Source organism: Mycolicibacterium parafortuitum (assembly GCF_010725485.1).
GTDB lineage: Bacteria > Actinomycetota > Actinomycetes > Mycobacteriales > Mycobacteriaceae > Mycobacterium.
In genome coordinates this window covers 2,612,158-2,634,968 of sequence record NZ_AP022598.1, presented here as the reverse complement: position 1 = coordinate 2,634,968, position 22,811 = coordinate 2,612,158, and the positions used below count along the sequence as shown (strand labels likewise).

22 protein-coding genes are annotated in these 22,811 nt (G+C 68.5%); 6 read left to right on the top strand and 16 right to left on the bottom strand.

What is annotated here, in order from left to right; all coding sequences use genetic code 11:
• Nucleotides 1-10: 10 nt before the first annotated feature.
• From NTM_RS12605 to NTM_RS12590, 4 genes are all read left to right on the top strand, one after another.
• The gene (locus NTM_RS12605) at nt 11-1,978 is read left to right on the top strand and encodes an acetyl/propionyl/methylcrotonyl-CoA carboxylase subunit alpha (RefSeq protein ID WP_163769466.1); all 1,968 of its coding nucleotides are present in this window, start codon (nt 11-13) and stop codon (nt 1,976-1,978) included.
• Nucleotides 1,975-3,135, top strand: a complete 1,161-nt coding sequence (locus NTM_RS12600; RefSeq protein WP_163766473.1) for an acyl-CoA dehydrogenase family protein — start codon at nt 1,975-1,977, stop codon at nt 3,133-3,135. Before NTM_RS12605 ends, NTM_RS12600 begins: the two co-directional genes overlap by 4 nt.
• 10 nt (nt 3,136-3,145) lie before the next feature.
• A complete protein-coding gene (locus NTM_RS12595) occupies nt 3,146-3,913 on the top strand; it encodes an enoyl-CoA hydratase family protein (RefSeq protein ID WP_163766472.1) in 768 nt (255 codons plus the stop codon).
• Nucleotides 3,914-4,003: 90 nt separating this feature from the next.
• Nucleotides 4,004-4,588 carry a DUF1707 SHOCT-like domain-containing protein gene (locus NTM_RS12590; protein WP_163766471.1) on the top strand — a complete coding sequence of 195 codons (585 nt, stop codon included), beginning with the start codon at nt 4,004-4,006 and terminating at the stop codon, nt 4,586-4,588.
• Between the two features lie 25 nt (nt 4,589-4,613).
• Here NTM_RS12590 and NTM_RS12585 read toward each other — a convergent pair whose 3' ends face one another.
• The 13 genes from NTM_RS12585 to NTM_RS12525 form a co-directional block, all read right to left on the bottom strand.
• Nucleotides 4,614-6,593 carry a vWA domain-containing protein gene (locus tag NTM_RS12585; RefSeq protein ID WP_163766470.1) on the bottom strand — a complete coding sequence of 660 codons (1,980 nt, stop codon included), beginning with the start codon at nt 6,591-6,593 and terminating at the stop codon, nt 4,614-4,616.
• A 2-nt stretch (nt 6,594-6,595) separates the two neighbouring features.
• A complete protein-coding gene (locus NTM_RS12580) occupies nt 6,596-7,987 on the bottom strand; it encodes a sigma 54-interacting transcriptional regulator (RefSeq protein ID WP_163766469.1) in 1,392 nt (463 codons plus the stop codon).
• 122 nt (nt 7,988-8,109) lie between these two features.
• Nucleotides 8,110-9,540 (bottom strand): amidohydrolase family protein, encoded by a 1,431-nt coding sequence (locus tag NTM_RS12575; protein ID WP_104865753.1) that lies wholly within the window; start codon nt 9,538-9,540, stop codon nt 8,110-8,112.
• Nucleotides 9,537-10,400, bottom strand: a complete 864-nt coding sequence (locus tag NTM_RS12570) for an alpha/beta fold hydrolase (RefSeq protein ID WP_104865752.1) — start codon at nt 10,398-10,400, stop codon at nt 9,537-9,539. The genes NTM_RS12575 and NTM_RS12570 overlap by 4 nt, the downstream gene beginning before the upstream one ends.
• Nucleotides 10,397-10,801: a RidA family protein gene (locus NTM_RS12565; RefSeq protein ID WP_104865751.1), complete on the bottom strand. Its 405-nt coding sequence runs from the start codon at nt 10,799-10,801 to the stop codon at nt 10,397-10,399. The genes NTM_RS12570 and NTM_RS12565 overlap by 4 nt, the downstream gene beginning before the upstream one ends.
• 34 nt (nt 10,802-10,835) lie before the next feature.
• A complete protein-coding gene (locus NTM_RS12560; protein ID WP_163766468.1) occupies nt 10,836-11,798 on the bottom strand; it encodes a DODA-type extradiol aromatic ring-opening family dioxygenase in 963 nt (320 codons plus the stop codon).
• Nucleotide 11,799: 1 nt separating this feature from the next.
• Nucleotides 11,800-12,657 carry a fumarylacetoacetate hydrolase family protein gene (locus NTM_RS12555; protein ID WP_161499495.1) on the bottom strand — a complete coding sequence of 286 codons (858 nt, stop codon included), beginning with the start codon at nt 12,655-12,657 and terminating at the stop codon, nt 11,800-11,802.
• Nucleotides 12,648-13,436, bottom strand: a complete 789-nt coding sequence (locus NTM_RS12550; protein ID WP_163766467.1) for an ABC transporter ATP-binding protein — start codon at nt 13,434-13,436, stop codon at nt 12,648-12,650. Before NTM_RS12550 ends, NTM_RS12555 begins: the two co-directional genes overlap by 10 nt.
• A 19-nt stretch (nt 13,437-13,455) precedes the next feature.
• The gene (locus NTM_RS12545; protein WP_142407192.1) at nt 13,456-14,220 is read right to left on the bottom strand and encodes an ABC transporter ATP-binding protein; all 765 of its coding nucleotides are present in this window, start codon (nt 14,218-14,220) and stop codon (nt 13,456-13,458) included.
• Nucleotides 14,220-15,236, bottom strand: a complete 1,017-nt coding sequence (locus tag NTM_RS12540) for a branched-chain amino acid ABC transporter permease (RefSeq protein ID WP_104865746.1) — start codon at nt 15,234-15,236, stop codon at nt 14,220-14,222. Before NTM_RS12540 ends, NTM_RS12545 begins: the two co-directional genes overlap by 1 nt.
• A 19-nt stretch (nt 15,237-15,255) precedes the next feature.
• Nucleotides 15,256-16,143 (bottom strand): branched-chain amino acid ABC transporter permease, encoded by an 888-nt coding sequence (locus NTM_RS12535; RefSeq protein ID WP_163766466.1) that lies wholly within the window; start codon nt 16,141-16,143, stop codon nt 15,256-15,258.
• A gap of 5 nt (nt 16,144-16,148) precedes the next feature.
• Nucleotides 16,149-17,444 (bottom strand): ABC transporter substrate-binding protein, encoded by a 1,296-nt coding sequence (locus NTM_RS12530; protein WP_163766465.1) that lies wholly within the window; start codon nt 17,442-17,444, stop codon nt 16,149-16,151.
• Between the two features lie 139 nt (nt 17,445-17,583).
• Nucleotides 17,584-18,333, bottom strand: coding sequence for a transposase domain-containing protein (locus tag NTM_RS12525; RefSeq protein ID WP_163766464.1), 750 nt, complete (start codon nt 18,331-18,333; stop codon nt 17,584-17,586).
• A gap of 163 nt (nt 18,334-18,496) precedes the next feature.
• Between NTM_RS12525 and NTM_RS12520 the strand changes: the two genes are divergently transcribed.
• Nucleotides 18,497-19,189, top strand: a complete 693-nt coding sequence (locus tag NTM_RS12520; protein WP_163766463.1) for a FadR/GntR family transcriptional regulator — start codon at nt 18,497-18,499, stop codon at nt 19,187-19,189.
• Complete coding sequence (locus NTM_RS12515; RefSeq protein WP_104865741.1) at nt 19,186-19,878, top strand: FadR/GntR family transcriptional regulator; 693 nt, start codon at nt 19,186-19,188, stop codon at nt 19,876-19,878. The genes NTM_RS12520 and NTM_RS12515 overlap by 4 nt, the downstream gene beginning before the upstream one ends.
• Before the next feature lie 4 nt (nt 19,879-19,882).
• On the opposite strand, the gene NTM_RS12510 is transcribed toward NTM_RS12515, so the two are convergent.
• From NTM_RS12510 to purN, 3 genes are read right to left on the bottom strand one after another with little or no spacing between them, the layout of a single operon-like run.
• A complete protein-coding gene (locus tag NTM_RS12510; RefSeq protein ID WP_232079699.1) occupies nt 19,883-20,554 on the bottom strand; it encodes a hypothetical protein in 672 nt (223 codons plus the stop codon).
• A 4-nt stretch (nt 20,555-20,558) separates the two neighbouring features.
• The gene (gene purH / locus NTM_RS12505; protein WP_104865740.1) at nt 20,559-22,151 is read right to left on the bottom strand and encodes a bifunctional phosphoribosylaminoimidazolecarboxamide formyltransferase/IMP cyclohydrolase; all 1,593 of its coding nucleotides are present in this window, start codon (nt 22,149-22,151) and stop codon (nt 20,559-20,561) included.
• Nucleotides 22,148-22,804, bottom strand: a complete 657-nt coding sequence (gene purN / locus NTM_RS12500; protein ID WP_163766462.1) for a phosphoribosylglycinamide formyltransferase — start codon at nt 22,802-22,804, stop codon at nt 22,148-22,150. Before purN ends, purH begins: the two co-directional genes overlap by 4 nt.
• Nucleotides 22,805-22,811 lie beyond the last annotated feature (7 nt).

The following is a 22,811-nucleotide window of genomic DNA, read 5'->3' as shown; positions in this document are numbered from 1 at the left end:
GGAGACGCACATGATCACCCGGGTTCTGGTGGCCAACCGCGGCGAGATCGCCCGACGGGTGTTCGCGACCTGTCGACGCCTGGGCATCGGCACCGTCGCCGTCTACACGGATCCGGACGCCGGGGCGCTGCACGTCGCCGAGGCGGACGCGCGGGTGCGACTGGACGGCACGCGCGGCTATCTCGATGCGGCGCAGCTCATCGATGCCGCACTCGCCTCCGGTGCCGACGCGATCCACCCCGGCTACGGGTTCCTTTCCGAGAACCCGGATTTCGCCGCCGCGGTACAGCGGGCTGGATTGACGTGGATCGGACCGCCCGTGGCCGCGGTGGCAGCGATGGGGTCGAAGATCGAGGCCAAGAAGATCATGTCGGCCGCCGGTGTGCCGGTGCTCGACGAACTCGACCCGTCCGCGGTGACGGCCGAGATGCTGCCTGTGCTGGTCAAGGCGTCGGCGGGCGGCGGCGGCCGCGGCATGCGGGTGGTCCGTGAGCTGACCGAGCTGGACGCCCAGGTGGCCGCGGCGCGGCGGGAGGCGCAGTCGGCGTTCGGCGATCCGACGGTGTTCTGCGAGCGCTATCTCGAGGCAGGCCACCACGTCGAGGTGCAGGTGATGGCCGACGCGCACGGCACGGTGTGGTCGGTCGGCGAGCGGGAATGCTCGATCCAGCGCAGGCACCAGAAGATCATCGAGGAAGCGCCGTCCCCGCTTGTCGAGCGTCATCCGGGCATGCGGGACAAGCTGTTCGCCGCCGCGCGGCTGGCGGCGACCGCGATCGGATACACCGGGGCAGGGACGGTCGAGTTCATGGCGTCCGGAACCGGAGACTTCTACTTCCTGGAGATGAACACCCGCCTGCAGGTCGAACATCCGGTCACCGAGCTGACGACCGGACTCGATCTCGTCGAGGTGCAACTCGCGGTCGCCGAGGGCACCCCGCTTGCCTCGACACCGCCGCCGGCGCGGGGCGCCGCCATCGAGGCACGGCTCTACGCGGAGGACCCGGCCAACAACTGGCAGCCGCAGGCGGGCACGGTGTCGCACTTCGCCGTCCCGGCGGCGGGTACCGAGTTCGGCCTGATCGAGCGGTCCGGGGTGCGCCTGGACTCCGGCGTCACGGACGGTTCGGCCATCTCGGTGTTCTACGATCCGATGATCGCCAAGGTGGTGTCCTACGCCCCGACCCGTCGCCAGGCCGCGGCGCTGCTCGCCGATGCGTTGACCCGCTCCCGGATTCACGGGGTGCGCACCAACCGCGACCTGCTCGTCAACGTGCTTCGCCACCCGGCGTTTCTCGACGGGGCGACCGATACCGCCTTTTTCGACGCGCACGGGCTCGATCTGCTGGCGCGCCCGGTTGCCGACGAGCGGACGGCCACCTTGTCGGCGATCGCTGCTGCGCTGGCCGACGCGGCACACAACCGGGCCACCGCCACGGCGCTCGCCGCGGTGGGCAGCGGATGGCGCAACCTCACGTCGGGCTTCCAGCGCAAGGACTTTCAGCAACCCGGCGGTGAACTGCACGAGGTCCGGTACCGATTCACCCGCACCGGCGTGGTTATCGACGGCCACGACGACGTCGGCCTGGTGTCGGCGTCTCCCGGGCACGTCGTGCTGACCGCCGCCGGGGTGGACCGGCCGTTCGACGTGTGCCGGCACGGATCGGACGTCTATGTCGACTCCCCAGGTGGCTCAGTGCATTTCACCGCGGTTCCGCGATTCCCCGATCCGGACGACGCACTCGCCCACGGGTCGCTGCTGGCACCGATGCCGGGCTCGGTGCTGCGCGTCGGCGCCGCGCAGGGCGACACGGTGCGGGCGGGACAGCCGCTGGTCTGGCTGGAGGCGATGAAGATGGAGCACACCATCGCCGCGCCGGCCGACGGTGTGTTGGTCGAGTTGAACGTGTCGGCGGGACAACAGGTCGAGGTCGGCGCCGTACTGGCGCGGGTGGATTCAGGAGAGGAAAGCCGATGACGGGTTTCGTCGAGACCGAGGAACAGCAGGCGCTGCGCAGCGCGGTGGCCGCCATGGTCGCGGGCTACGGGCAGGAGTACTACCTGGAGAAGGCCCGTAGCGGCAGGCACACCGACGAACTCTGGGCCGAGGCAGGGAAACTGGGCTTCATCGGGGTCAACCTGCCGGAGGAGTACGGCGGCGGCGGAGCCGGGATGTACGAGCTGAGCCTGGTGATGGAGGAATTGGCGGCGGGCGGTTCGTCACTGCTGATGATGGTCGTCTCCCCCGCCATCAACGGCACGATCATCGCGAAGTTCGGCACCGACGAACAGAAAAGACGCTGGCTGCCCGGGATCGCCGATGGCACGCTGACGATGGCCTTCGCGATCACCGAACCCGATGCGGGCTCGAACTCGCACCGCATCACCACCACGGCGCGCCGCGACGGCAGTGACTGGCTCCTGTCCGGGCAGAAGGTGTACATCTCCGGGGTGGACCAGGCCCGGGCGGTGCTGGTCGTCGGCCGCACCGAAGATCACAAAACCGGCAATCTGAAGCCCGCGTTGTTCGTCGTCCCCACGGACACACCAGGTTTCACGTATACGAAGATTCCGATGGAGATCGTCAGCCCCGAATTCCAGTTCCAGGTGTTCCTCGACGACGTGCGGCTGCCTGCCGATGCGCTGGTCGGGTCCGAGGACGCCGCGATCGCCCAGCTGTTCGCCGGCCTGAACCCCGAGCGAATCATGGGCGCGGCCAGCGCGGTCGGTATGGGCCGGTTCGCGCTGGGCAAGGCCGTCGAATACGTCAAGGGTCGCCAGGTGTGGAAGACCCCGATCGGCGCCCACCAGGGGTTGTCACACCCGTTGGCGCAGAACCACATCGAGATCGAGCTCGCGAAACTGATGATGCAGAAGGCCGCCGCGCTCTACGACACGGGTGACGACGCGGCCGCCGCCGAGGCGGCGAACATGGCCAAGTACGCCGCGGGTGAGGCCTCGGCGCGGGCGGTCGACCAGGCCGTCCAGTCCCTCGGCGGCAACGGGTTGACCCAGGAGTACGGCGTCGCGGCGATGCTGACGGCGTCGCGGCTGGCCCGCATCGCACCGGTGAGCCGAGAGATGGTGCTGAACTTTGTCGCGCAGACGTCGCTGGGCCTTCCGCGGTCGTACTGAGGTGGTTCTGATGAGCACCCTGGTCCGCTATGAACGCGACGGCGCGGTGGCACGGCTGACGCTGGACTCGCCGCACAACCGCAATGCGCTGTCCTCGGCACTCGTCGGGCAACTCCACGACGGCCTGACCCGCGCCGCCGACGACGCCGGGGTGCGCGTCGTAGTGCTCGGCCACACCGGCGGAACGTTCTGCGCGGGAGCCGACCTGGGTGAGGCGGCCGGCCGGGACCCGTCGGAGCTGGCGCTCGACCGGGCCCGGGAGATGACCACGCTGTTGCGCCGGATCCTGGAGCTGCCCTTGCCGGTCCTCGGCGCGATCGACGGACATGTCCGGGCCGGCGGGCTCGGCCTGATCGGCGCGTGCGACATCGTCGTCGCCGGGGCCGCAAGCACGTTCGCGTTGACCGAGGCGCGGATCGGGTTGGCGCCGTCGATCATCTCGCTGACGTTGCTGCCGAAGCTGACCGCCCGCGCGGCGGGCCGCTATTTCGTCACCGGCGAGAAGTTCGGGGCCGCCGAGGCCGCCGACATCGGGTTGGTCACGATGGCCTGCGACGACGTCCCGGCCGCGGTCGCGGACCTGACGGGCGCAATCGTGCAAGGTTCGCCGCAGGGGCTGGCCGCGGCCAAAGCACTGACGACCGCGGCGGTGATCGACGACTTCGAGCGGCACGCAGAGAAATTGACCCAGGAGTCGGCAGCATTGTTCTGCTCCGCGGAGGCCCGCGAGGGGATGCAGGCATTCCTGGAGAAGCGGCCGCCACGCTGGGTGGGCTGACCAGCTCACAGTTTGATCAAGGCACTTGCATGTGCCGACGTTCGTCGTAGGCTCGTGGTCGATGTGCGCAGCGACGAGCATGAGGTCACGATGAGCACGCCCGCCTCTAGAAGTGGGTCGATGCGCGCTGCCGACACCGATCGCATCCAGGTTGCCCAGTTACTGACCGACGCCGCCGCATCGGGAAAGCTCGGCCTCACCGAGTACGAGAACCGCCTGAACAGGGCTTACGCGGCACAAACCTACGAGGAGCTGGACCGGCTGTCGGCTGATCTGCCCGGTGCGGTGACCCGCGGCCGCAGCGGTCCGTGCCGCCCCGCGCCGTCGAGCGTGCTGCTGGCGCTGCTGAGTGGATTCGAACGTCGCGGTCGGTGGAACGTGCCGCGACGACTGACCACCATCGCGCTGTGGGGCGGCGGCGTGGTGGATCTGCGCTACGCCGATTTCACCGCCCCCGAGGTGGAGATCCGCTCGTACTCGATCATGGGCGGGCAGACGATCCTGGTTCCGCCGGAGGTCAACGTGGATCTGCGCGGGATCGGCGTGATGGGCAGCTTCGACGACAGTGTCGACGGCGACGGCTCCCCCGGCGCCCCGGTGGTGCGTATCCGGGGACTGTCGGTGTGGGGCAGCGTCACCGTCAAGCGCAAGAAGCGCAAGCCCGCACAGGCCTGACCCTCGCCGCCTGACGTCGTCGTTGTTACCGCCGGCGCTTCGCGCTGAGGTAGTCGCCGACCACCGCCGCTCCGAGACCGTCCAGATCCGGCACCACCACCCGGCCGCCGACGCGGCGGGCCACCTGGTCGATGAACCGGGCCAGGCCGGGGTCACTGCCGAGCCGGAAGATCGTCACCTGCGCCCCCAGCCGGGCCACCTCGTCGAATCCGCGCACGGTGTGCGCGATGGTGCGCGGGTGCGGCGGGTAGTCGAAGAACACCGAAGGACTCCCGTTGCCGTCGAAGTCCTCCAGATGCGCGGTGGGCTCCCCGTCGGTGACGACGAGGATCACCGGCTGCGCGTTGGGATGCCTGCGCAGGTGCCGGGTGGCCAGCGCCAGCGCATGGTGCAGGTTGGTGCCCTGCTCGTAGACGCCCTCCAGCCCGGTCAGTTCGGCGGCGGTCACGGTGCGGGCGTACCGCCCGAACGCGACGATCTGCAGCGCGTCCGACCGGAACCGGGTGCTGACCAGATGGTTGAGCGCCAGCGCTGTCTGCTTCATCGGCAGCCATCGGTTCTCCATCACCATCGAGAACGACGTGTCGACCAGCAGCGCGACGGCGGCCTGGGTGCGGGTCTCGGTCTCGGAGATCTCGACGTCGTCGACGGTGACCCGGATTCGCGGTGTCGGCCGCGCAGCCTCGCCGGTACCTGCCTCGCGGAGCACGGCATTCGTGAGCGTCCGGGTCACGTTCCACGGCTCGGTGTCGCCGAACTGCCACGGCCGGGTGGCACCGGTCAGCTCCCCGGCGGCTCCGGCGCGACGGGTGTCGCGTTCGCCGTGCCGGCCCGACAGTTGTTGCGCCACATCCCGTAGCGCGGCCTGCCCGAGTTGGCGCATCGCCTTCGGCGACAACCGCCACTGCCCGTCCGCACCGCGGTCGAGGAAGCCCTGGTTCATCAGCGCCCGCTCCAGCTCGGCCAGCGTACGCGCGTTGACTGCGGCCTCGTCGCCGAGCTGACGGGCCAGCATGTCCAGATCGACGTCGTCCATCGACGCCCCCGAATAGCTCTGCGACAGCTGCTCGGCGAGCTGCTCGAGCTCGGCGATGTCGGCCAGCGCCTGGGCCCCCTCGCCCATGCCGAGCGGGTCGTCACCGGAGAACCGCTGTGAGCCCGACCAGTCCTCCCCGGGGCGGGCGGCCTGCAGGTGCGAATCGAGACGGCTCAGCGCGTTCATCAGCGACGGCGAGCCGAAAGCCTGCTGCGCCAACGCATCCAGCTCGGCACGCTGCTGCTCGGACAGGCTGTTGCGGAAACGCTGGGCGGCCGCGGCGCGCTGGGCGAGCGAATCGAGCAACTGGTCGATGTTCTGCGGGTTCTCCGGAAAGTACTCGCCGTGCTTGGCCATGAACTCGTCGAAGTCCTGTTGCGAGTCCTCGCCGCGGGCGTGCTTGTCGAGCAGGTCGTTGAGGTCGTCGAGCATCTCGTTGACCCGCTGACGGTCCTCGTCGGTGGCGTTCTCCAGCGCCTGCTTCATCCCGGCGAAGCGCTGGTCGAGCATCTCCCGACCCATCAGATCCTTGATCTGGTCGTACTTCTCGCGCGCCTCCGGCGACCGCCAGTCGTATTCGGCGAGCTCCTGCACGGCCTTGGCGGGTGACGGCGACAACGATTCCAGTTGCAGCTCACCGAATCTGGCGTCGTCGTCGAGGGCGCGGGCCAGTTCTTTGCGCTCGGCGAGCACCGCCTCGTCGAGCAGCTTCTTGATCTCGGCGAGCGTGCCGTCGAGGTTGTTGCGCTGCAACAGTTCTCGTCGTCGGCGGTTGGCCTCGGCGGCGAGCTTGTCGGCACCGGGCATGTTCCGGGTACCGCGACGCAGCATCTCCGCGAGCGCACGCCGCGGTGAGGTGCCCTCCATGACGTCCTGACCGATCGCCTCCAGCGCCTCCCGGAGGTCGACGGGAGGTGCCAGCGGGTCCGGGCCGCCGGTGTAGCGCGAGTACCGCGACGTCCTGCTCATGCTCAGCCGTAGACCGTCTCGTTCTGGTCCGACACCTTGTCGATCCGTTTCGCCAGATACAGCGCCTCCAGGGCCAGCTCGATCGCGGCGGCCCGTTGCCCTTCGGACTGCGCGCCGAGCCGCTGCTGGATCTCGGCGACGGCGGACACCTCCGGCAGCGCGGCCAGTACCTGGCGGGCTGACACCCGGTCACCGGTGGTGACCGGCGAACCGCCCTCGACCGCGGTGACGATCGGGCCGACGTCGATCCCGCCGAGCAGACGCTGCGCGGTCTCGGCGGTCGCACGCCGCAGCAGATGCTCAAGGATGGCCTGTTCGCGGCCCTCCTCGCCGGATTCGAACTCCAGCTTGCCGCGCAGCACGTCGACGATCGAGCCGAGGTCCACCACGCGGGCGACCGGCTCGGTCTCACCGAGCACCGCGGCGCGGTGGCGCGCGGAGGCGGCGACGGTCTCCGCGGCCGCGATCGCGAAGCGCGCGGACACGCCCGAGCGCTGGTCGATCGAACTGGACTCGCGCAGGCTGCGGGCGAACCGGGCCAGGATCTGCAGCAGGTACTCGGGCACCTCGGCGGCCAGGTGCGCCTCCTGGACGATGACGCCGACCTCGGCGTCGAGCTCCTGCGGGTAGTGGGTGCGGATCTCCGCGCCGAAGCGGTCCTTCAGCGGGGTGATGATGCGGCCGCGGTTGGTGTAGTCCTCCGGGTTGGCGCTGGCGACGACGAGCACGTCGAGCGGCAGCCGCAGCGTGTAGCCGCGCACCTGGATGTCGCGCTCCTCCATCACGTTGAGCATCGAGACCTGGATCCGCTCGGCGAGGTCGGGAAGCTCGTTGACCGCGACGATGCCGCGGTGCGCGCGCGGGATCAGGCCGTAGGCGATGGTCTCGGGATCGCCGAGGCTGCGCCCCTCGGCCACCTTGATCGGATCGATGTCGCCGACCAGGTCGGCGACGCTGGTGTCGGGGGTGGCCAGCTTCTCGGTGTAGCGCTCGCTGCGGTGCTTCCACGCGACCGGCAGGTCGTCACCCGAGTCGGCGGCCCGGCGGATCGATTCCGGGGTGATCGGGCTGTACGGGTGCTCGCCCAGCTCGGATCCGGCGATCACCGGCGTCCACTCATCGAGCATCCCGGTCAGGCCGCGCAGCAGACGGGTCTTGCCCTGGCCGCGCTCGCCGAGCAGCACGATGTCGTGCCCGGCGATCAGCGCCCGCTCCAGCTGCGGGATGACGGTGTCCTCGAAGCCCAGGATGCCGGGCCACACCTCGTCGACGGGCGCCCCCGAAGCCAGCGCGGCCAGCAGGTTCTCCCTGATCTCGGCCTTGACGCTGCGTTCGCGATGCCCGGACGCCCGCAGTTCACCGACGGTGCGGGGGAGGTCGTTAGGTGAAGTCACCTCTCCAAGCTACGACTGTCGGCGGCATCAAGCACGAACTGTCTGCTTTCAGCGCAACGAACCGGCTGCCGGGCACCGTTGGGCCAGAAGGGGGATTCGGCCCAACGGTGCGGTCCGGCGGCCTACTCCGCGGCGGGTGCGGCACCCACCTTCTCGTACTTACGGACGTCGTTGATGACGTCCAGACGCTGCTCGGTGGTCCAGTCGAGCTGCGTCTTCGGGGTTTCGGCGCCCTCGAAGGCACGCTCGTAGGACAGCAGGTCCCAGCCGTACTCGTGGGGCAGGTAGTCGTTGCGGATGAACCGGGTGCGAATGTCGTCCGGGAAGGTCTGCACCTGGCCGTTGAGGATCACGGTCTCGACCTTGCCCGGCTGGTACAGCACCTTGATGTCGGCCACCGGGTCACCGTCGACGACGATGATGTCGGCGAGTTTGCCCTCGGCGAGGACGCCGAGTTCGTCGGGCAGCCCCATCGCGTTGGCGCCGTGTTTGGTGCCGGCCTGGATGGCCTCCAGCGAGCTCATGCCCGTGTAGAGCATCAGCATCTCCAGCTCGCGGGCGTGCCACTGGCCGTACGGAACCAGGGAGAACCCGCTGTCGGTGCCCATCGCGAACTTCACCCCGGCCGCGTATGCGCGGTGCAAGCTGTCCATGGTGGCGTCGTTCATCCGCTTCGTCGCCTCCGAGATCGACGGGCGCACCCGCAACGTCTCGGCGAACTCCACGATGTGATGCATCAGCAGCTGGGTCGGCGCCAACGGGATCTGGCTCTTGGCCAGCTTCTCGATCGTGGCGTCCGACATGTGGTTGCCGTGCATGATGTGGTCGAAGCCGGCTTCCACCGCCGCGTTCATCTCGCCGTCGCCGCGGGCGTGGATGGTGATCTGCATGCCCAACTGGTGGGCCAGATCGGCGCACAGCTTCAGCTCGTCGTTGGTGAACGCCTGGTAGTCACCGAACGGGCTGTCGGCAAGCTTGATCAGGTCGACGCCGGCCTTCTTCTGGCGCCGGATCTCGGCGATCATCTCGGCGGGGGTGTTGGTCAGCTTGCCGGTGCTGGACTCCGGATTGCCGGTGGCATCCGGGAACCAGTCGGTCAGGCCGTTGCTGGTGGTGAGATACCTTCCCGCCGAGGTCATCCGGGGACCGTGCACGATCCCGCGTTTGATGCCCTCCCGCAGCCCGACGCCGATGTAGTACGAACCACCCGGCTGCGAGATGCTGGTGACGCCCGCGGCGAGCACCTTCTCGATGTTGGCCGCCGCGATCAGCGTCCGGACCTCCGGCGGCGTGTACATCGAGATCTCTTCCTCGGTGCGCGCCAGCCCATAGGTCATGTGGCAGTGGACGTCGATCAGGCCCGGCATCACGGTCTTGCCGCGGGCGTCGATCACCTCTAGTTCGGCGCCCCGCGGAATGTCGGTCTCCCGGTCGACGGTGCCCATCTTGACGATCCGCGCGTTGCGCACCAGCACCGCGCAATCCGGGATCGGCGGATTGGCGTCACCGTCGACGACGGTGCCGTTCTCGATCAGCAGCCAGCGATCGGTCATTTCAGTCCTCCCACACCGTGTTTGCGGATCAGTTCGACGAACAGGTCCGGGTTCTCGAAGTACGGGGCGTGCCCGCAGCCGGGCATCAGCTCAAGGACCGACCCGGGCAGGTTCCGGCTCGCCTCCTCCCCCATCGACGGCGGGGTCCACTTGTCGTCGGCACCCCACACCAGCAGCACGGGCAGCTCCGGCATCCGCTTGGCCAGCTCGACGTCCTGCCGGAAAGCGTTGCAGTCCTTGTCCAGCCACTCCGACACCTTCAACAGCGCCTGCTTGGCGCCGGTGGAGGAGTTGATCATCGACTCCTCCCGCACCCAGGCCTCGGTCACCATCTCCGGATCCGAGACCAGGAACGTCAGCTTGCGGCGCACGCCCTCGACGCTGCCGTCGGAGAGCACCTCCGGCGGCGTGTGGAACTCCTGCGGGAAGTCACCGACGCCGACCGACCCGATCAGCACCAGCCCCGCCACGAGATCGGGCCGCTGCACCGCGATCGCCGCGGCGACATGTCCGCCCAGCGACGTCCCGAGGAAGGTCACCTTGGTCAGCTCGAGAGAATCCAGCACGCCGGCGATCACGTCGGCGAAGCCCTGACCGGTGTAGTCGATGTCCTCGCGTTTCTCGGCCAATCCGTGGCCCGGGAAGTCGATGGCCAGCACACGAAAGCCCTCGGCGACCAGACCGGGCATCACGGGCACGAACCGGTCGGCACGCGATCCGGCGCCGTGCAGGCACACCAGCACGTGGTCGCCGGAGCCCGACTCGACTACCCGGGTGGTGACGCCCGCACCGGTGACGGGGTAGGAGATCACCGTCTCGCGCCCGTGGTGGAACGGGTAGCGACGGTACTGCCCGGTCACGAGGCGACCGGCCGGACTGCCAGCGCCTCGATCTCGACGCGCGCCTCCTCCTCGACCAGGCCGGAGATGATCAGGATGGTGTTCGGCGGGTACACCCCGGACGGATAGATCTCGGCGAACTTCTCGAGGCGGCCCTTCATGAACTCGGGGATCATCTCGCGACCCACCAGCAGGGTGCGGAAACCGACGACATGTTCGAAACCCAGACCGGCCGCTGCCAGTGCGATACCGATGTTGTCGTAGGTGGCCTTCACCTGCTCGGCGCCATCGGAGGTCGGGAACTTCCCGTCTGCGTCGGCGCCCATCTGACCGGCCACCATGACGATCTCACCGGGACCCCCGATCCCCAGGGTGGAGTAGTTGCCGAACTTGGGAAGCGGGGCGTCCTGATAGGTGATCACTGATCTATCTCTTTTCTTCTGTGTTTTCGGTTTTTCAGACGGTGTAGCGGACCGCGCCGGTGCCGCAGATCCACGCCGGGGTGGGTTGGTACGTCAGGACCTCGCACCCGGCCCCGCCCATGGCGCCGGCGACGGCCATCCAGTTGAGGATCTCGTGGCCGCCGTGGCCGCCTTGCTTCTCGATGTCGTCGTAGGTCCAGGTGAACAGGGCCTGCATGTCGCCGCGGGACAGCAGTTCCAGGAAATCTCGGTCCCACTCGGGGTTCACGCACGCGTCCCCCATCTCCTCGGCCATCTTGATCTCGTAGGGACCGATGTCGGTCCACAGATCGGGGTCCCGCTCGAGGTAGCCGCGGCCTTCGTTCTGGAACGTCTTCATCCGGGTCAGGAAGTCGTCCGATCCGCGGCTGGGCTCCCAGATCGGCGGCCAGTGCGACAGACCTCCGGTGCCCCAGAACATGATTCGCCTGTCGCTGTCCTCGACGGCCGCGCGCACCGTGGCACCGACCTCGAAGGCGCGCTGCATCGTGATCAGCGGCGGCGTGAACACGTTGATGTACACCGGGATGACCGGGATGTCGCCCTCCGGCCGCAGCAGTCGCATCGGCACCATCAGGTTGTTGCCGAACTCCGCTGAGCCCATCCGTGCCGCGTCGATACCGGAGGCCACCAGGGTGCGCAGGATCTGCTCGGCGAGATCCTTCTCACCGCCGAAGGTCTGCACCGCGTCGAACTTCAGCAGCTCGAGCAGATGCTCCCCGGGACCGGTGTGCTGTTCGGCCACCGCGACGCTGACCGACGGCATCAGGTTGCGGAAGTGGTTCTCGAAGTGATCGTCGAGGAACGCGACGATCACGTCGGGGCGCGCGTCGGCGACCGTCTGCCTCAGCGTGTCGTAGGCGGCGAACACCGCCTCGTTCTCCACCGCGGTGACGTCGTCCGGCCAGCCCAGGATTCCGGGTGCGTGCGATGCCGAGATCGCTCCGACGACCGGCATCTCAGCACTCCGTCCTGACCTTGTTGGAAATCTTTCCGACACCGGCGATCTCGACCTCGACGACGTCGCCCTCGCGGAGAAACTCCGGGGGGTTGCGCTTGAAACCGACACCCGCGGCGGTGCCGCTGACGATGATGTCGCCGGGCAGAAGTGGTGTCACCTGGGAGATCTCGGAGATCAGCCGCGGGATGTCGAAGATCAGGTCGCGGGTGAACGCGTTCTGTTTGACGACGCCGTTGACCCGGCAGGTCACCTCGATGTCGGGCTTGATGCCGACGGTGTCGCGGTCGACGATCCCCGGTCCGATCGGGGTGGACGCGGGGGCGTTCTTGCCGAGGGTCCACTGCACGTGCCGAACCTGACGGTCACGGACCGACACGTCGTTGACCACCGTGTAGCCGGCCACCACATCCCAGGAGTCCTCTTCGGAGATGTTGCGGGCGGGCGCACCGATCACCACGCCGAGCTCTGCCTCCCAGTCGAATTCGACCGACAGCGAGCTGGGCAGGTCGAGCTGGTCGAACGGTCCGGCGATCGAGGACAGGTCCTTCATGAAGACCACCGGAGCCTTGGGCACGGTGGCCAGGAAGACGTCCATGGACTCCTGCTGGTGATCGAGGTAGTTGATCCCGATGCAGAAGATGCGGCTCGCCGGGGTCACCGGAGGCAGCAGGACCACGTCGCTGAGCTTCACCCGGCCGTTCTGGGCCCCGGTGATGCGGTCGCCCTGTCCCGTGGTCAGCAACACCAGCGCATCGCGCAGCGACCAGTCCAGCTCGACGACGGTGGCATCGTCGCCGTCCCCCTCGACGAAACCGCACCGTGTCGCACCGTGGTGGACGAATTGAACTAACTGCAACGAACCTCTCCTTCGGTATCCGTGGTTTCGGCGGCGGCCACGAGGGCCTCTTCGGTGCCGCCGAGGAAGATGTGCGAGAAGCTGGGGTCGGCCCGCAGCTGCGCCGCCGAACCCGACCGGCGCACGCGGCCGGTCGCCAGCACATAGGCCCAATCCGCCGATGCCATCGCGAGATTGGCGCGCTGTTCGACCAGCAGCACCGCGATGCCGTCGGCCTTGAGCTCGGTGAGCTGTTCGTCGAGCAGCCTCGACGCCATCTCCTCGGTCAGCCCGGCGGTGGGCTCGTCGAGCAGTAGCACGGTGGGCTCGAGCATCAGCACCCGCGCCATCGCCAGCATCTTGCGCTCGCCGCCCGAGAGCACACCGGCGTGACGCTTGAGCATGGATTTGAGCCGCGGGAACAGCTCCAGGACACGCTCTTTGTTGGCCGCGACCTTGCTGCGCGACAACGTGTAACCACCGATGACGATGTTCTCCTCCACCGTCAACGGTTTGAAGACGTCGTCGATCTGCGGGACGTACCCCATGCCGCTGACCGCCCGCTCGGCGGTGGACATGCCGGTGATGTCACCCCGGCCTGCGAGGTCGACGACACCGCCCATCGGCTTGACCAGCCCGGCCAGTCCCTTGAGCAGCGTGCTCTTGCCACACCCGTTGGGTCCCACCACGCAGGCGGTGGTCCCGGCAACCAGTTCCAGGCTGACGTCGTGCACGATCGGTACGCCGTTGTAACCGACCGTGAGATCTCGGACTCCGAGCACCGTTGTGCCGGAGTTCATTCGGGAGCCAACCGGCGATTCATCCGGCGACATATGCGTCCACCACTTCCTTCTCCCGGCGCGCGGCCGCCATCGACCCTTCGAACAGCACCTGACCACGAGCCATCACCACCACGGCGTCGGTCAGCCGTTCGACCGCGTCGAGTTCGTGGGCGACCATCAGGATGCTGATCCCCCGCTCCCTGAGCTGGACGAGGAAGTCGGAGATGCGCTCGATGATGCTGGCGTGCACCCCGGCGAACGGCTCGTCGAGCAGCAGCATCCGCGGATCCGTGGTGACCGCGCGCAGCAGCTCCAGGATCCGCCGCTGGCCGCCGGAGAGATCGCCCATGTAGTCGTTCTCCTTGGCTTCGAGCCCGAACTCGGCCAACAACTTCCGGGCCCGCGCCACCGCCTCCCGCTGCCCGGGCAGCCAGCTGCGCCGCGGCCGGGTGAACACCTGGAGGAACCCGGTGCCGCCCACCGAGCGGTCGGCCAGCAGCAGGTTCTCCAGCACGGTGAGCCTGCCGAAGTCGGCGGGCATCTGAAAGGTCCGCATGATGCCGCGGCGGGACCGCTGGTACGGCGCGAGGCCGACGATGTCCTGCCCGCCGAACAGCACCCGGCCTGCCTGCACCGGGGCGGTTCCGGCCAGCGCGTGCAGCAGCGTCGACTTGCCCGCACCGTTGGGTCCGACCACCGCGGTGATACGGCCCTTGGGGATGTTCAGCGACACGTCCTCCAGCACCCGGATACTGCCGTATCCGACCGTCAGGCCTTCGATGGTCATGATGCTGTCGGTCATCACAAGGCTCCCTGCTTGGCTTGCGTGCGGTCCCAAAACGGCACCGGGTTTCCGTCGACGCCGAAAGTTCGCTTCCGTTCCGGGAACACGCCCTGTGGGCGCCACCAGAGGAAGGCAATGATCACCAGTCCGACCACCACGTACTGCAGCGCGTCCACGGTGCCGGGTGCGCCGAGCTGCGGCAGGTAGCGAGTCGCCTCCGTCAGCCCCACCGGAATCAGCAACGCGCCCATCAGGACTCCGAAGCGGTTGCCCGCCCCGCCGACGATCACGGCGCCCATCAGGATCAGCGTCTCCTGATAGGACCAGTCCGCCGGGGCGTAGGTCCCGATGAACGCGGCCAGGATCGCGCCGCTGAGCGCACCCAAGCCGTTGCCGACGGCGAACGCCGTCAACCGAACCGGGGTGACGTTGATTCCGAGTGCATCTGCGGCTTCGGGGTTCTCCCGCACCGCCCGCAGCACGCGCCACACCGGTGCCCGGGAGATCCGCAGGACCACCCATGCCGCCAGTGCCGTCAGCAGCAGCGCGAATCCGGCGTAGAACCAGGAGTACTCGTCGGAGCGCAGCCCGAGTTCGGATTTGAGCGGCGCCGGGATCAGGTACAACCCGTGTCCGCCGCCCAGCATCCCGGGCATCGCCACCACCAGGGCCGCGGCGATCAGAGCGATCGACAGCATCGCGACGGCCTGGTAATCCGACCGCAGGCGCCGCAGTGCGACGAGGCCGATCGGCAGCGAGATCAGCATGCCCGCCAACACCGCACCGACGAACGGGAGCGGGAAGGGCAGCGCGGTTCCCCAGAAATACTCCTGAACTACGGTGCCGCTCTTGTCCTCCGGCGGTCCCAGCGACAGCAGCGCGACCGTGTACCCGCCCACGGCGACCGACACGATGTAGCTCAGGTTCAGCAGCCCGGTGTCGGAGTACTGGAGCTCAAGGCCCCAGCAGCCGATCACGGCGACGGTGGCGTACACCACCAGCGTGACGATGTAGAAGCTCAGATCCGCACTCATCGATGACCCGCTCCCGTGCTCATACCTGTAGGGCCCTGCCTGTCGAGAACTCCGCCCGGATGCCCTGCGGCCGCACCATCAGCACGCCGATGAGGACCAGCAACGCGATCGCGATCTTGAAGCTGGGATCCAGCCACACCGCGGTCAGTTCGGTCGCCAGGCCCAGTACCAACGCGCCGAGCATCGCCCCGTAGGCGTCACCGATGCCGCCCAGCACCGCCGCCGCGATCACCAGCACGATGAAGGTCCGCCCCGAGGTCGCCGAGAAGGACGAGCTGATGGTGAACAGCGCGACCCCGGCCAGCCCGCACAGCGCACCGGAGATCGCCCATGCGGTGGCGACCACGCGTTGTGTGCGGATGCCACAGGACTGGGCCAGCCCACCGTCCACCGAGGCTGCGCGCATCGCCATACCCAACCGGGATCGCTTGAGCAGCACGTGCATCCCGATCATGGTCACCACCGCGAGCAGGATCACCGTCAACTGCAGGTCGGTGACCGCGGCACTGGCGACGGTGAACAGCACTGTCGGACTCGCGTCGTAGTGGAACGACAGCGGACCCACCACGGCCAGCAGCGTATTGGCCAGGACCAGGCTCACCGCCAGGCTGATCACCAGCATCTGGAACACCGATACGCCGCGGCGCGCGAACGGTTGGTAGACGAACTGGTTCAGCAGCAGTGAGACGACGGCGCCTGCCGCGACACCCACCAGCGCCGCACCGGCCAGCGGGATCCCGGCCTGGTTGGCGGCCAGCGCCGCGAAGCCGGATACCACCATGGTCTCGCTGAAGGCGAGGTTGAAAACATTGGAGACGCTGTACTGGAGGGTGAAACCGACCGCGGCCAAGGCCAGCACCGCGGCGATCACCACCCCGAATACAGTTGCGGAGACGACGAGATTCACTGCTGTCAGCGCTGCCCGCTGGCCAACGCCTCGAGCTCTTCGGCGGGCAGTTGCTTGACCAGGCGCAGCGACTTGGTCGACGGATCCCAGTCGTAGTAGGCGAATGCGCCGATCACGTTGTGGAACTCGTTGAGCCGGTATTCGCCGTTGGCGCCGACGTACTGGACGTCCTTGCCTTCCTTGATCGCATCGACGCCGTCGGCGTAGTTGCTCACCACGGTCTTACCGTCGCCGGCTGCCAGCAACTCGGGTATGGCGGAGTTGTAGTCCTCGGGCTCCACGGAATCGGTCTTGGTCGCCGCGAGGCCGGCCACGATCACCCCGTCGTATGCGGCGCGCGCGTAGGCGCTGTCCTTGAACGACGGAACGTCGATGCCGTCCTGCCCGTCGAGCGACTGCAGTGTCTCGACGTAGGTCTCGGTGCCCGGACCGCCCTCCTGGGCATAGCGCACGACCATCTGCAGCGACTTGGCCAGCGCATCGTCACCGCCGTAGGCGGTCACCGCCGCCTTCTGCCAGTCGCCGGTGGTGGCCAGCGTATTGGTGACGACCGGAATATCCCCGCCGCCGGCCTGATTCAGCTCTGTCAGGAATGTTCCCGCCGAGACGGCGTCCGCCTCGAAGACGATCGCGGCAGGCCGGTTCTGCAGGATGCGGGCCACCTCGGTGCGGTACGAGGGCTGCTCCGGCTGGATGGTGAGCGCCTCGGTGACGGGGATACCCAACCCACCGAGCGCCTCTTCGAGCGGCGGGATGTTGGCCTGCGCGGAGGCGCCACCGACGAACACCAGCGCGACGTTGCCGAAGCCCTGCTGTTTGGCGTGCAGCGCCATCGCCTGGGCCCCAACGGAATCCGAGGTGATCAGGCGGTAGTAGTAGTCGAGTTCGGTGCGGTCGAAGCGTCCGTCGCCTGCCGGGGAGAACATCACCTGGGTGGCCTCTTCGAGAACCGGTGCGGCCGCGACCGCCTCGGCGGTACTGGGACCGAGCACCGCGAAGAGATTCGAGGTGGTGCTCAGCATCTGCCGGGCGGCGGGCACGGAATCGCTGGCGGTGCCCTTGGTGTCGAAGGCCTCACACTCGATGGTGCGCCCGAGCACACCACCCGCGTCGTTGATCTCCGTGGCCGCCGGGAGGCACCCGTTGACGACCTCGGCCCCCTCGACCGCGGTGGGCCCGCTGAAGGCCATCAGCATCCCCACCACCAGTGGGTCCTCCTCGCCGCCCTGCGAACAGGCGGGGACTACGAGCAACACCGCAGCAGCCGCAGCGCTGGACCAGACCTTCGTCGCTTTGTTCATGTCTCTCCCACAGAGTGTGTTCGCAACCAATGTGTAACCATTCCGCGCCCAATCAATGTAAGTGGTTGGGGTGGTGCCGTGAACACAATCACGCAAAGTCACCGCGCGCCACAGATCGCGTCAATTGACTTAAAGGGACTCAGGGCCGCAGTGTCGGACCGGTATCGCGCAGCGCCACCTCCACGGCCAGTTCGACGCACGCTCGCGCCAGCACGTCCTGCCGCCAGACCTCCGGGGTGCGCGCCCGCACCCGTGACCAGAGCGCGCCGCCGGATGCCGGCCCGCCGGGACCGGACTCCACGGTGACGATCGCGGCGCCGACTGCGCGGCCCAGTGCCGCGGTGTCGACGTCCGCCGCGGATACCACGACATGGACGGCGCCGCTCGCACGCACGAGGTCCGCCGCCGCCCCGAGCTCGTCACCGCGGACGTCGCATCCGCGGAGCAGACCGGTCTCACGATCGGTGATCCACCAGCATCCCGGTAGCCCTTCGGGTCCGTATCGGTGCAGTTCGACGGTCTGAACGGCGGAATCGCCCAGGGCCGCGCGCGCGGCTCTGCGCGCGAGCACCGCCAGTGGCTCGACCCCCAGCCGCGACCTGGCCCGGGTGACGGCTCCGCTGGTCGGTTTCGGATGCGCCAGCCCGCGGCCGGTCGCCGCGGGCAGGGTCGTCCACAACAGGTCGGTGACGTCGCCATAAGTCAGCGCCGGGCGCATGGCAGACGCCAGCACGTGGTACGTCGTGACCCACGGCGGCAGGGCCCTCACCCGCCGCGCTGCCAGTCCGCAGTCCCGCAGGACGTCCTCGACGGCGCCGACGGGCAGTGCCCGCACCAGCGCCGCGAGCGCGAGTCTGTCCGCCGTGTCCGGACCGGACGAGCCAGGCATGGACCTCCTTAAGTCAATTTGATTGCTCTCCAGACAGCACAGAGTTTACGCACGCGTTACTCCGTAGGATTGGTCTTGATTGGTTGCAATACGTAGGGTTGTCCATCACACACGCTGAATGCGGTCGCATTGGTTACAGTTGTTCACGCAGGTTCTGCAGGGGATGAAGGGGGCGTCGCCGATGGTGTTCGACACCGGACCGCTCAGCGATCGCGACATCCGTCGCATGATCGACGAGCAGGTGCTGGCCGCCCCGTTGCCGCCCGACGGCCGGATCCCTGCCGAGCGCAACATCGCCGAGCGACTCGGATGTTCGCGCGCGCAGGTCCGCCGCGTCATGGCCGAGCTCGAGCGCGAGGGTCGCGTCGTCCGCGAAGTCGGTCGCGGCACCTTTCTCGCTCCCGAGGGCGGCGCCACATCGTCGGGGCCTGGCGCGTCATTCGCGCCCGCGGCGATCATGACGGCCTCGCTGCTGTTCGAACCCGAGGTGGTCTCGCTCGCGGCACTGGCGGCGACCGAAGAGGACTTCGCCGAATTGCAGCGTTGTCTCGAGAGGGGTTCTGCTGCCACCGATTACGAGTCCTTCGAGAAGTGGGACATCTCGTTGCACCACGCGTTCGCCGTGGCCACCCACAACACTCAGATCGTGGCGATGGTCGACGTACTGAATTCGACACGCAACAACCCTGTATGGGGGCGACTGAAGCGCGACGGTTTCACCGCGCAGAATCGCGCGGCGATCGAACGTGAGCACCACGAGATCGTCGAGGCGCTGCTGCAGCGCGATCGGCGCCGCGCCGCCAGTGCGATGACCGAGCACCTCCGGTTCGTCAGTTCGGTGGTCACCGGACAATGACACCCTCCCTCGGGGATCGCGAGGCCGATCCGAACGCGGTCGCCCGATATCTCGACGACCAGTTGCTCTCCGGTGCACTCAAACCCGGAGGCCGCGTGCCCACCGAGCGCGCGCTGGCCGAACTGCTCGGTTGCAGTCGCCATGACGTGCGCCGACAACTGGACGTGCTGGAACGCCAAGGACGGATCACCCGGGAGGTGGGCCGCGGCACCTTCCTGACCGAAGACGGCACCGCCTCTCCCGACACCGTCAAGACTCCGGTGCGGCTCAGCCCGCTGGATCTGATCGAGGCCCGCGCGGCGTGGGAACCCAACCTGATGACACTGGTGGCGGTCGCCGCGACAGCGGAGGACTTCGCCGAAATCCGGCGGTGTCTGGAGCGCGGCGAGCAGGCGCAGAGTCCTGCGGAATTCATGATGTGGGACATGGCCTTTCACCGCGCGCTGGCCCTGTCCACCCACAACACCGTGGTGGTCGCACTGCACGAGATGGTCGAGGCCGGGCGCCGCCACCTGGCCGGCAGTGCCCTCGACAACCGTCCGTACACCGAAGAGAACAGCACCGTGTGCCAACGCGAACACCGCGAGATCGCCGACGCCATCTTCGACCGCGACGCCCACCGCAGCCAGGAGGCGATGCGCAACCACCTCAGGACGGTGCGCCGGCAGCTGCTGTCCGGACTGCCCTGACGGATCAGCCCGGCGGCAACATCTGGAAGCCGTCCAGGATCTGCGCCGCGTCGTGCTGATACTCCGGATCGTTCTCGTCGGCGCTCTGCACCGTGACCGCGACACCGAAGGTGCGGCCCTTGGTGTACATGACCGCGCTGAGCAGTTCCGCGCGGCGCGAACCGGTGGCGCCGATCTTCGGTGACATGTAGTGGCCGCGCACCGCGGGCAGGCCGCACAGCGTGGTGTCGTTGAGCACCAGATCGGTCACCCCGAGCCGGGTCACCTGGCGGCGCTGCTCGTCGAAGAACGACCGCGCCGAGAGCTCACCGCGGTGCGATTCGAGCGTGACGACCGCCGTGGGGGCGACGCCGCGCGAGGCGAGCTTGTCCGCGCGGATCACGAACCGGATCATCGGCGAATCCAGCGCCGAGATCCGTTTCCAGCCCTCGGGCACCGGGATCCGCAGCACCGGGTCCCTGCCCGCCGCGACGCCCGCCGGGGTGGGCACGTCGACGAGGGCGGCATCGACCGGTGTGCAGTCCGCCTCGGATGCGTACGACCCGAACACCTGACCCGGCTGGGCGGCCACGCCACGCGCGTCGTCGACGACGCGCGTGCAGGACGGCACCAGCAGCGCGCACAGAACGGTCAGCACCGCGATCGCGGTGCGGCGCGACGTCGTCAGCCGGATCATCGCTTCAGTGCGCGAAATGTCGTGCGCCGGTGAGGTACAGCGTGATCCCGGCGGCCTCGGCTGCCGCCGTCACCTCGTCGTCACGGACCGAGCCGCCCGGATGGGCGACGGCTTTGACGCCGGCATCGATGAGGGTCTGCAGGCCGTCCGGGAACGGGAAGAACGCATCCGAGGCGCCGACCGCGCCGCGGGTGCGGTCCCCGGCGCGCTCGACCGCCAGCCGTGCCGCGTCGACGCGGTTGACCTGACCCATGCCGACTCCGACGGTGGCACCGTCCTTGGCGAGCACGATCGCGTTCGACTTCACCGCACGGCAGGTGCGCCACGCGAACACCAGGTCGGCCAGAGTGGCCGGGTCGGCAGGGGTGCCGGTGGCCAGCGTCCAGTTGTTCGGGTCGTCGCCGGCCGCATCGAGCGCGTCGCGCTGCTGCAGCAGCAGACCGCCGCTGACCTGACGGAACTCGGTCCCGCCGGGCTGCGGTTCGGACGCGACGAGCACCCGGATGTTCTTCTTGCGCGCCAGCACCTCGACCGCGCCGGGTTCGTAGGCCGGCGCGATGATCACCTCGGTGAAGATGCCGGCGACGGTCTCGGCCATCTCGACGGTGACCTCGGTGTTGGCGGCGATCACGCCGCCGAACGCCGACAGCGGATCGCACTCGTGGGCCTTGCGATGGGCGTCGGCCACCGACACCGACGACACCGCGATGCCACACGGGTTGGCGTGCTTGATGATCGCGACGCAGATGTCCTCATGGTCGAACGCGGCGCGCCACGCCGCGTCGGCGTCGGTGTAGTTGTTGTAGGACATCTCCTTGCCGTGCAGCTGTTCGGCCTGCGCGAGGCCCGGCCAGCCGCTGTCGTCGCGGTACAGCGCGGCCTTCTGGTGCGGGTTCTCGCCGTAGCGCAGCACCGAGGTACGCCGGAACGTCGACCCCAGCCACGGCGGCAGCTGCGGGTCGGCGCCCGCCGAGTCGGCGCCGCTCTCCTCCGGCGCGAGCACCGTCTCCATCCAGGATGCGACCGCCACGTCGTATTCGGCGGTGTGCCGGAACGCCAACGACGCCAGCTTCTTGCGCTCGGCGTAGGTGAACCCGCCGGAGCGAACCGCGGCGAGCACACCGTCGTAGCCGATCGGTTCGACGACGACCGCGACGCTCGGGTGGTTCTTCGCCGCCGCGCGCACCATGGACGGTCCGCCGATGTCGATCTGCTCCACGCACTCGTCGACGCCCGCGCCGGAATTCACGGTCTGGGTGAACGGATACAGGTTGACCACGACCAGCTCGAACGCCGCGACACCGAGTTTCTCCAGCGCCGACACGTGCTCGGGCTTGCGCTGGTCGGCCAGCAGACCGGCGTGCACGTGCGGGTGCAGCGTCTTGACCCGGCCGTCGAGGACTTCGGGGAATCCGGTGACGTCCTCCACCGGGGTGACCGGGATCCCGGCGGCGGCAATGGTTTTCGCGGTCGATCCGGTCGAGACGATGTCGACGCCCGCCGCGTGCAGCCCCTCCGCCAGCGGCACGAGGCCGGTCTTGTCGTAGACGCTGATCAGGGCGCGCCGGATCGGCCGCCGAAAGTCGTTGTCGCTCATCCTAATATCGCCTTTCGTCCTGACCACGTCACGCCGCGGGTCGCCACTGCGGCCACCACGTCCACGAGAAGTTGTCGTTCGATCACTTTGATCCGCTCATGCAGGGTCGTTTCGTCGTCGCCGTCGAGCACCGGCACGGCCTGCTGCGCGACGATGGGGCCGGTGTCGGTGCCGGCGTCGACCAGGTGCACCGTGGCGCCGGTGACGCGCACTCCGTAGTCCAGGGCGTCGCGCACCGGGTGGGCGCCGGGGAACGCGGGCAGCAGCGCCGGGTGGGTGTTGAGCACGCGGCCCGGGAACCGTGAAAGAAATTCGGTGCCAAGGATCTTCATGAAGCCGGCCGAGACCACCAGATCCGGCCGGTGGGATCCGGTGGCGTCGGTCAGCGCGGCGTCCCACGCGGCCCGGTCGGGGTGGTCGGCGAGCCTGACGGTGAACACCGGTATCGAGGCCCGCGCCGCGATGTCGAGGGCGGCGCACGCCCGGTCCGTGCCGACCGCGACGACGCGGGCGGGGAAGTCGGCGACCGCGGCGTCGAGCAGTGCGGACAGCAGCGAGCCGGCGCCAGATGCCAGCACCACGACGCGCGCCGGAGCGCTGGGAGGCACGCTGATGGTGGACTGCTCGTCGCGTCCATCGGCCTCGGGCTGCACGCTGGAA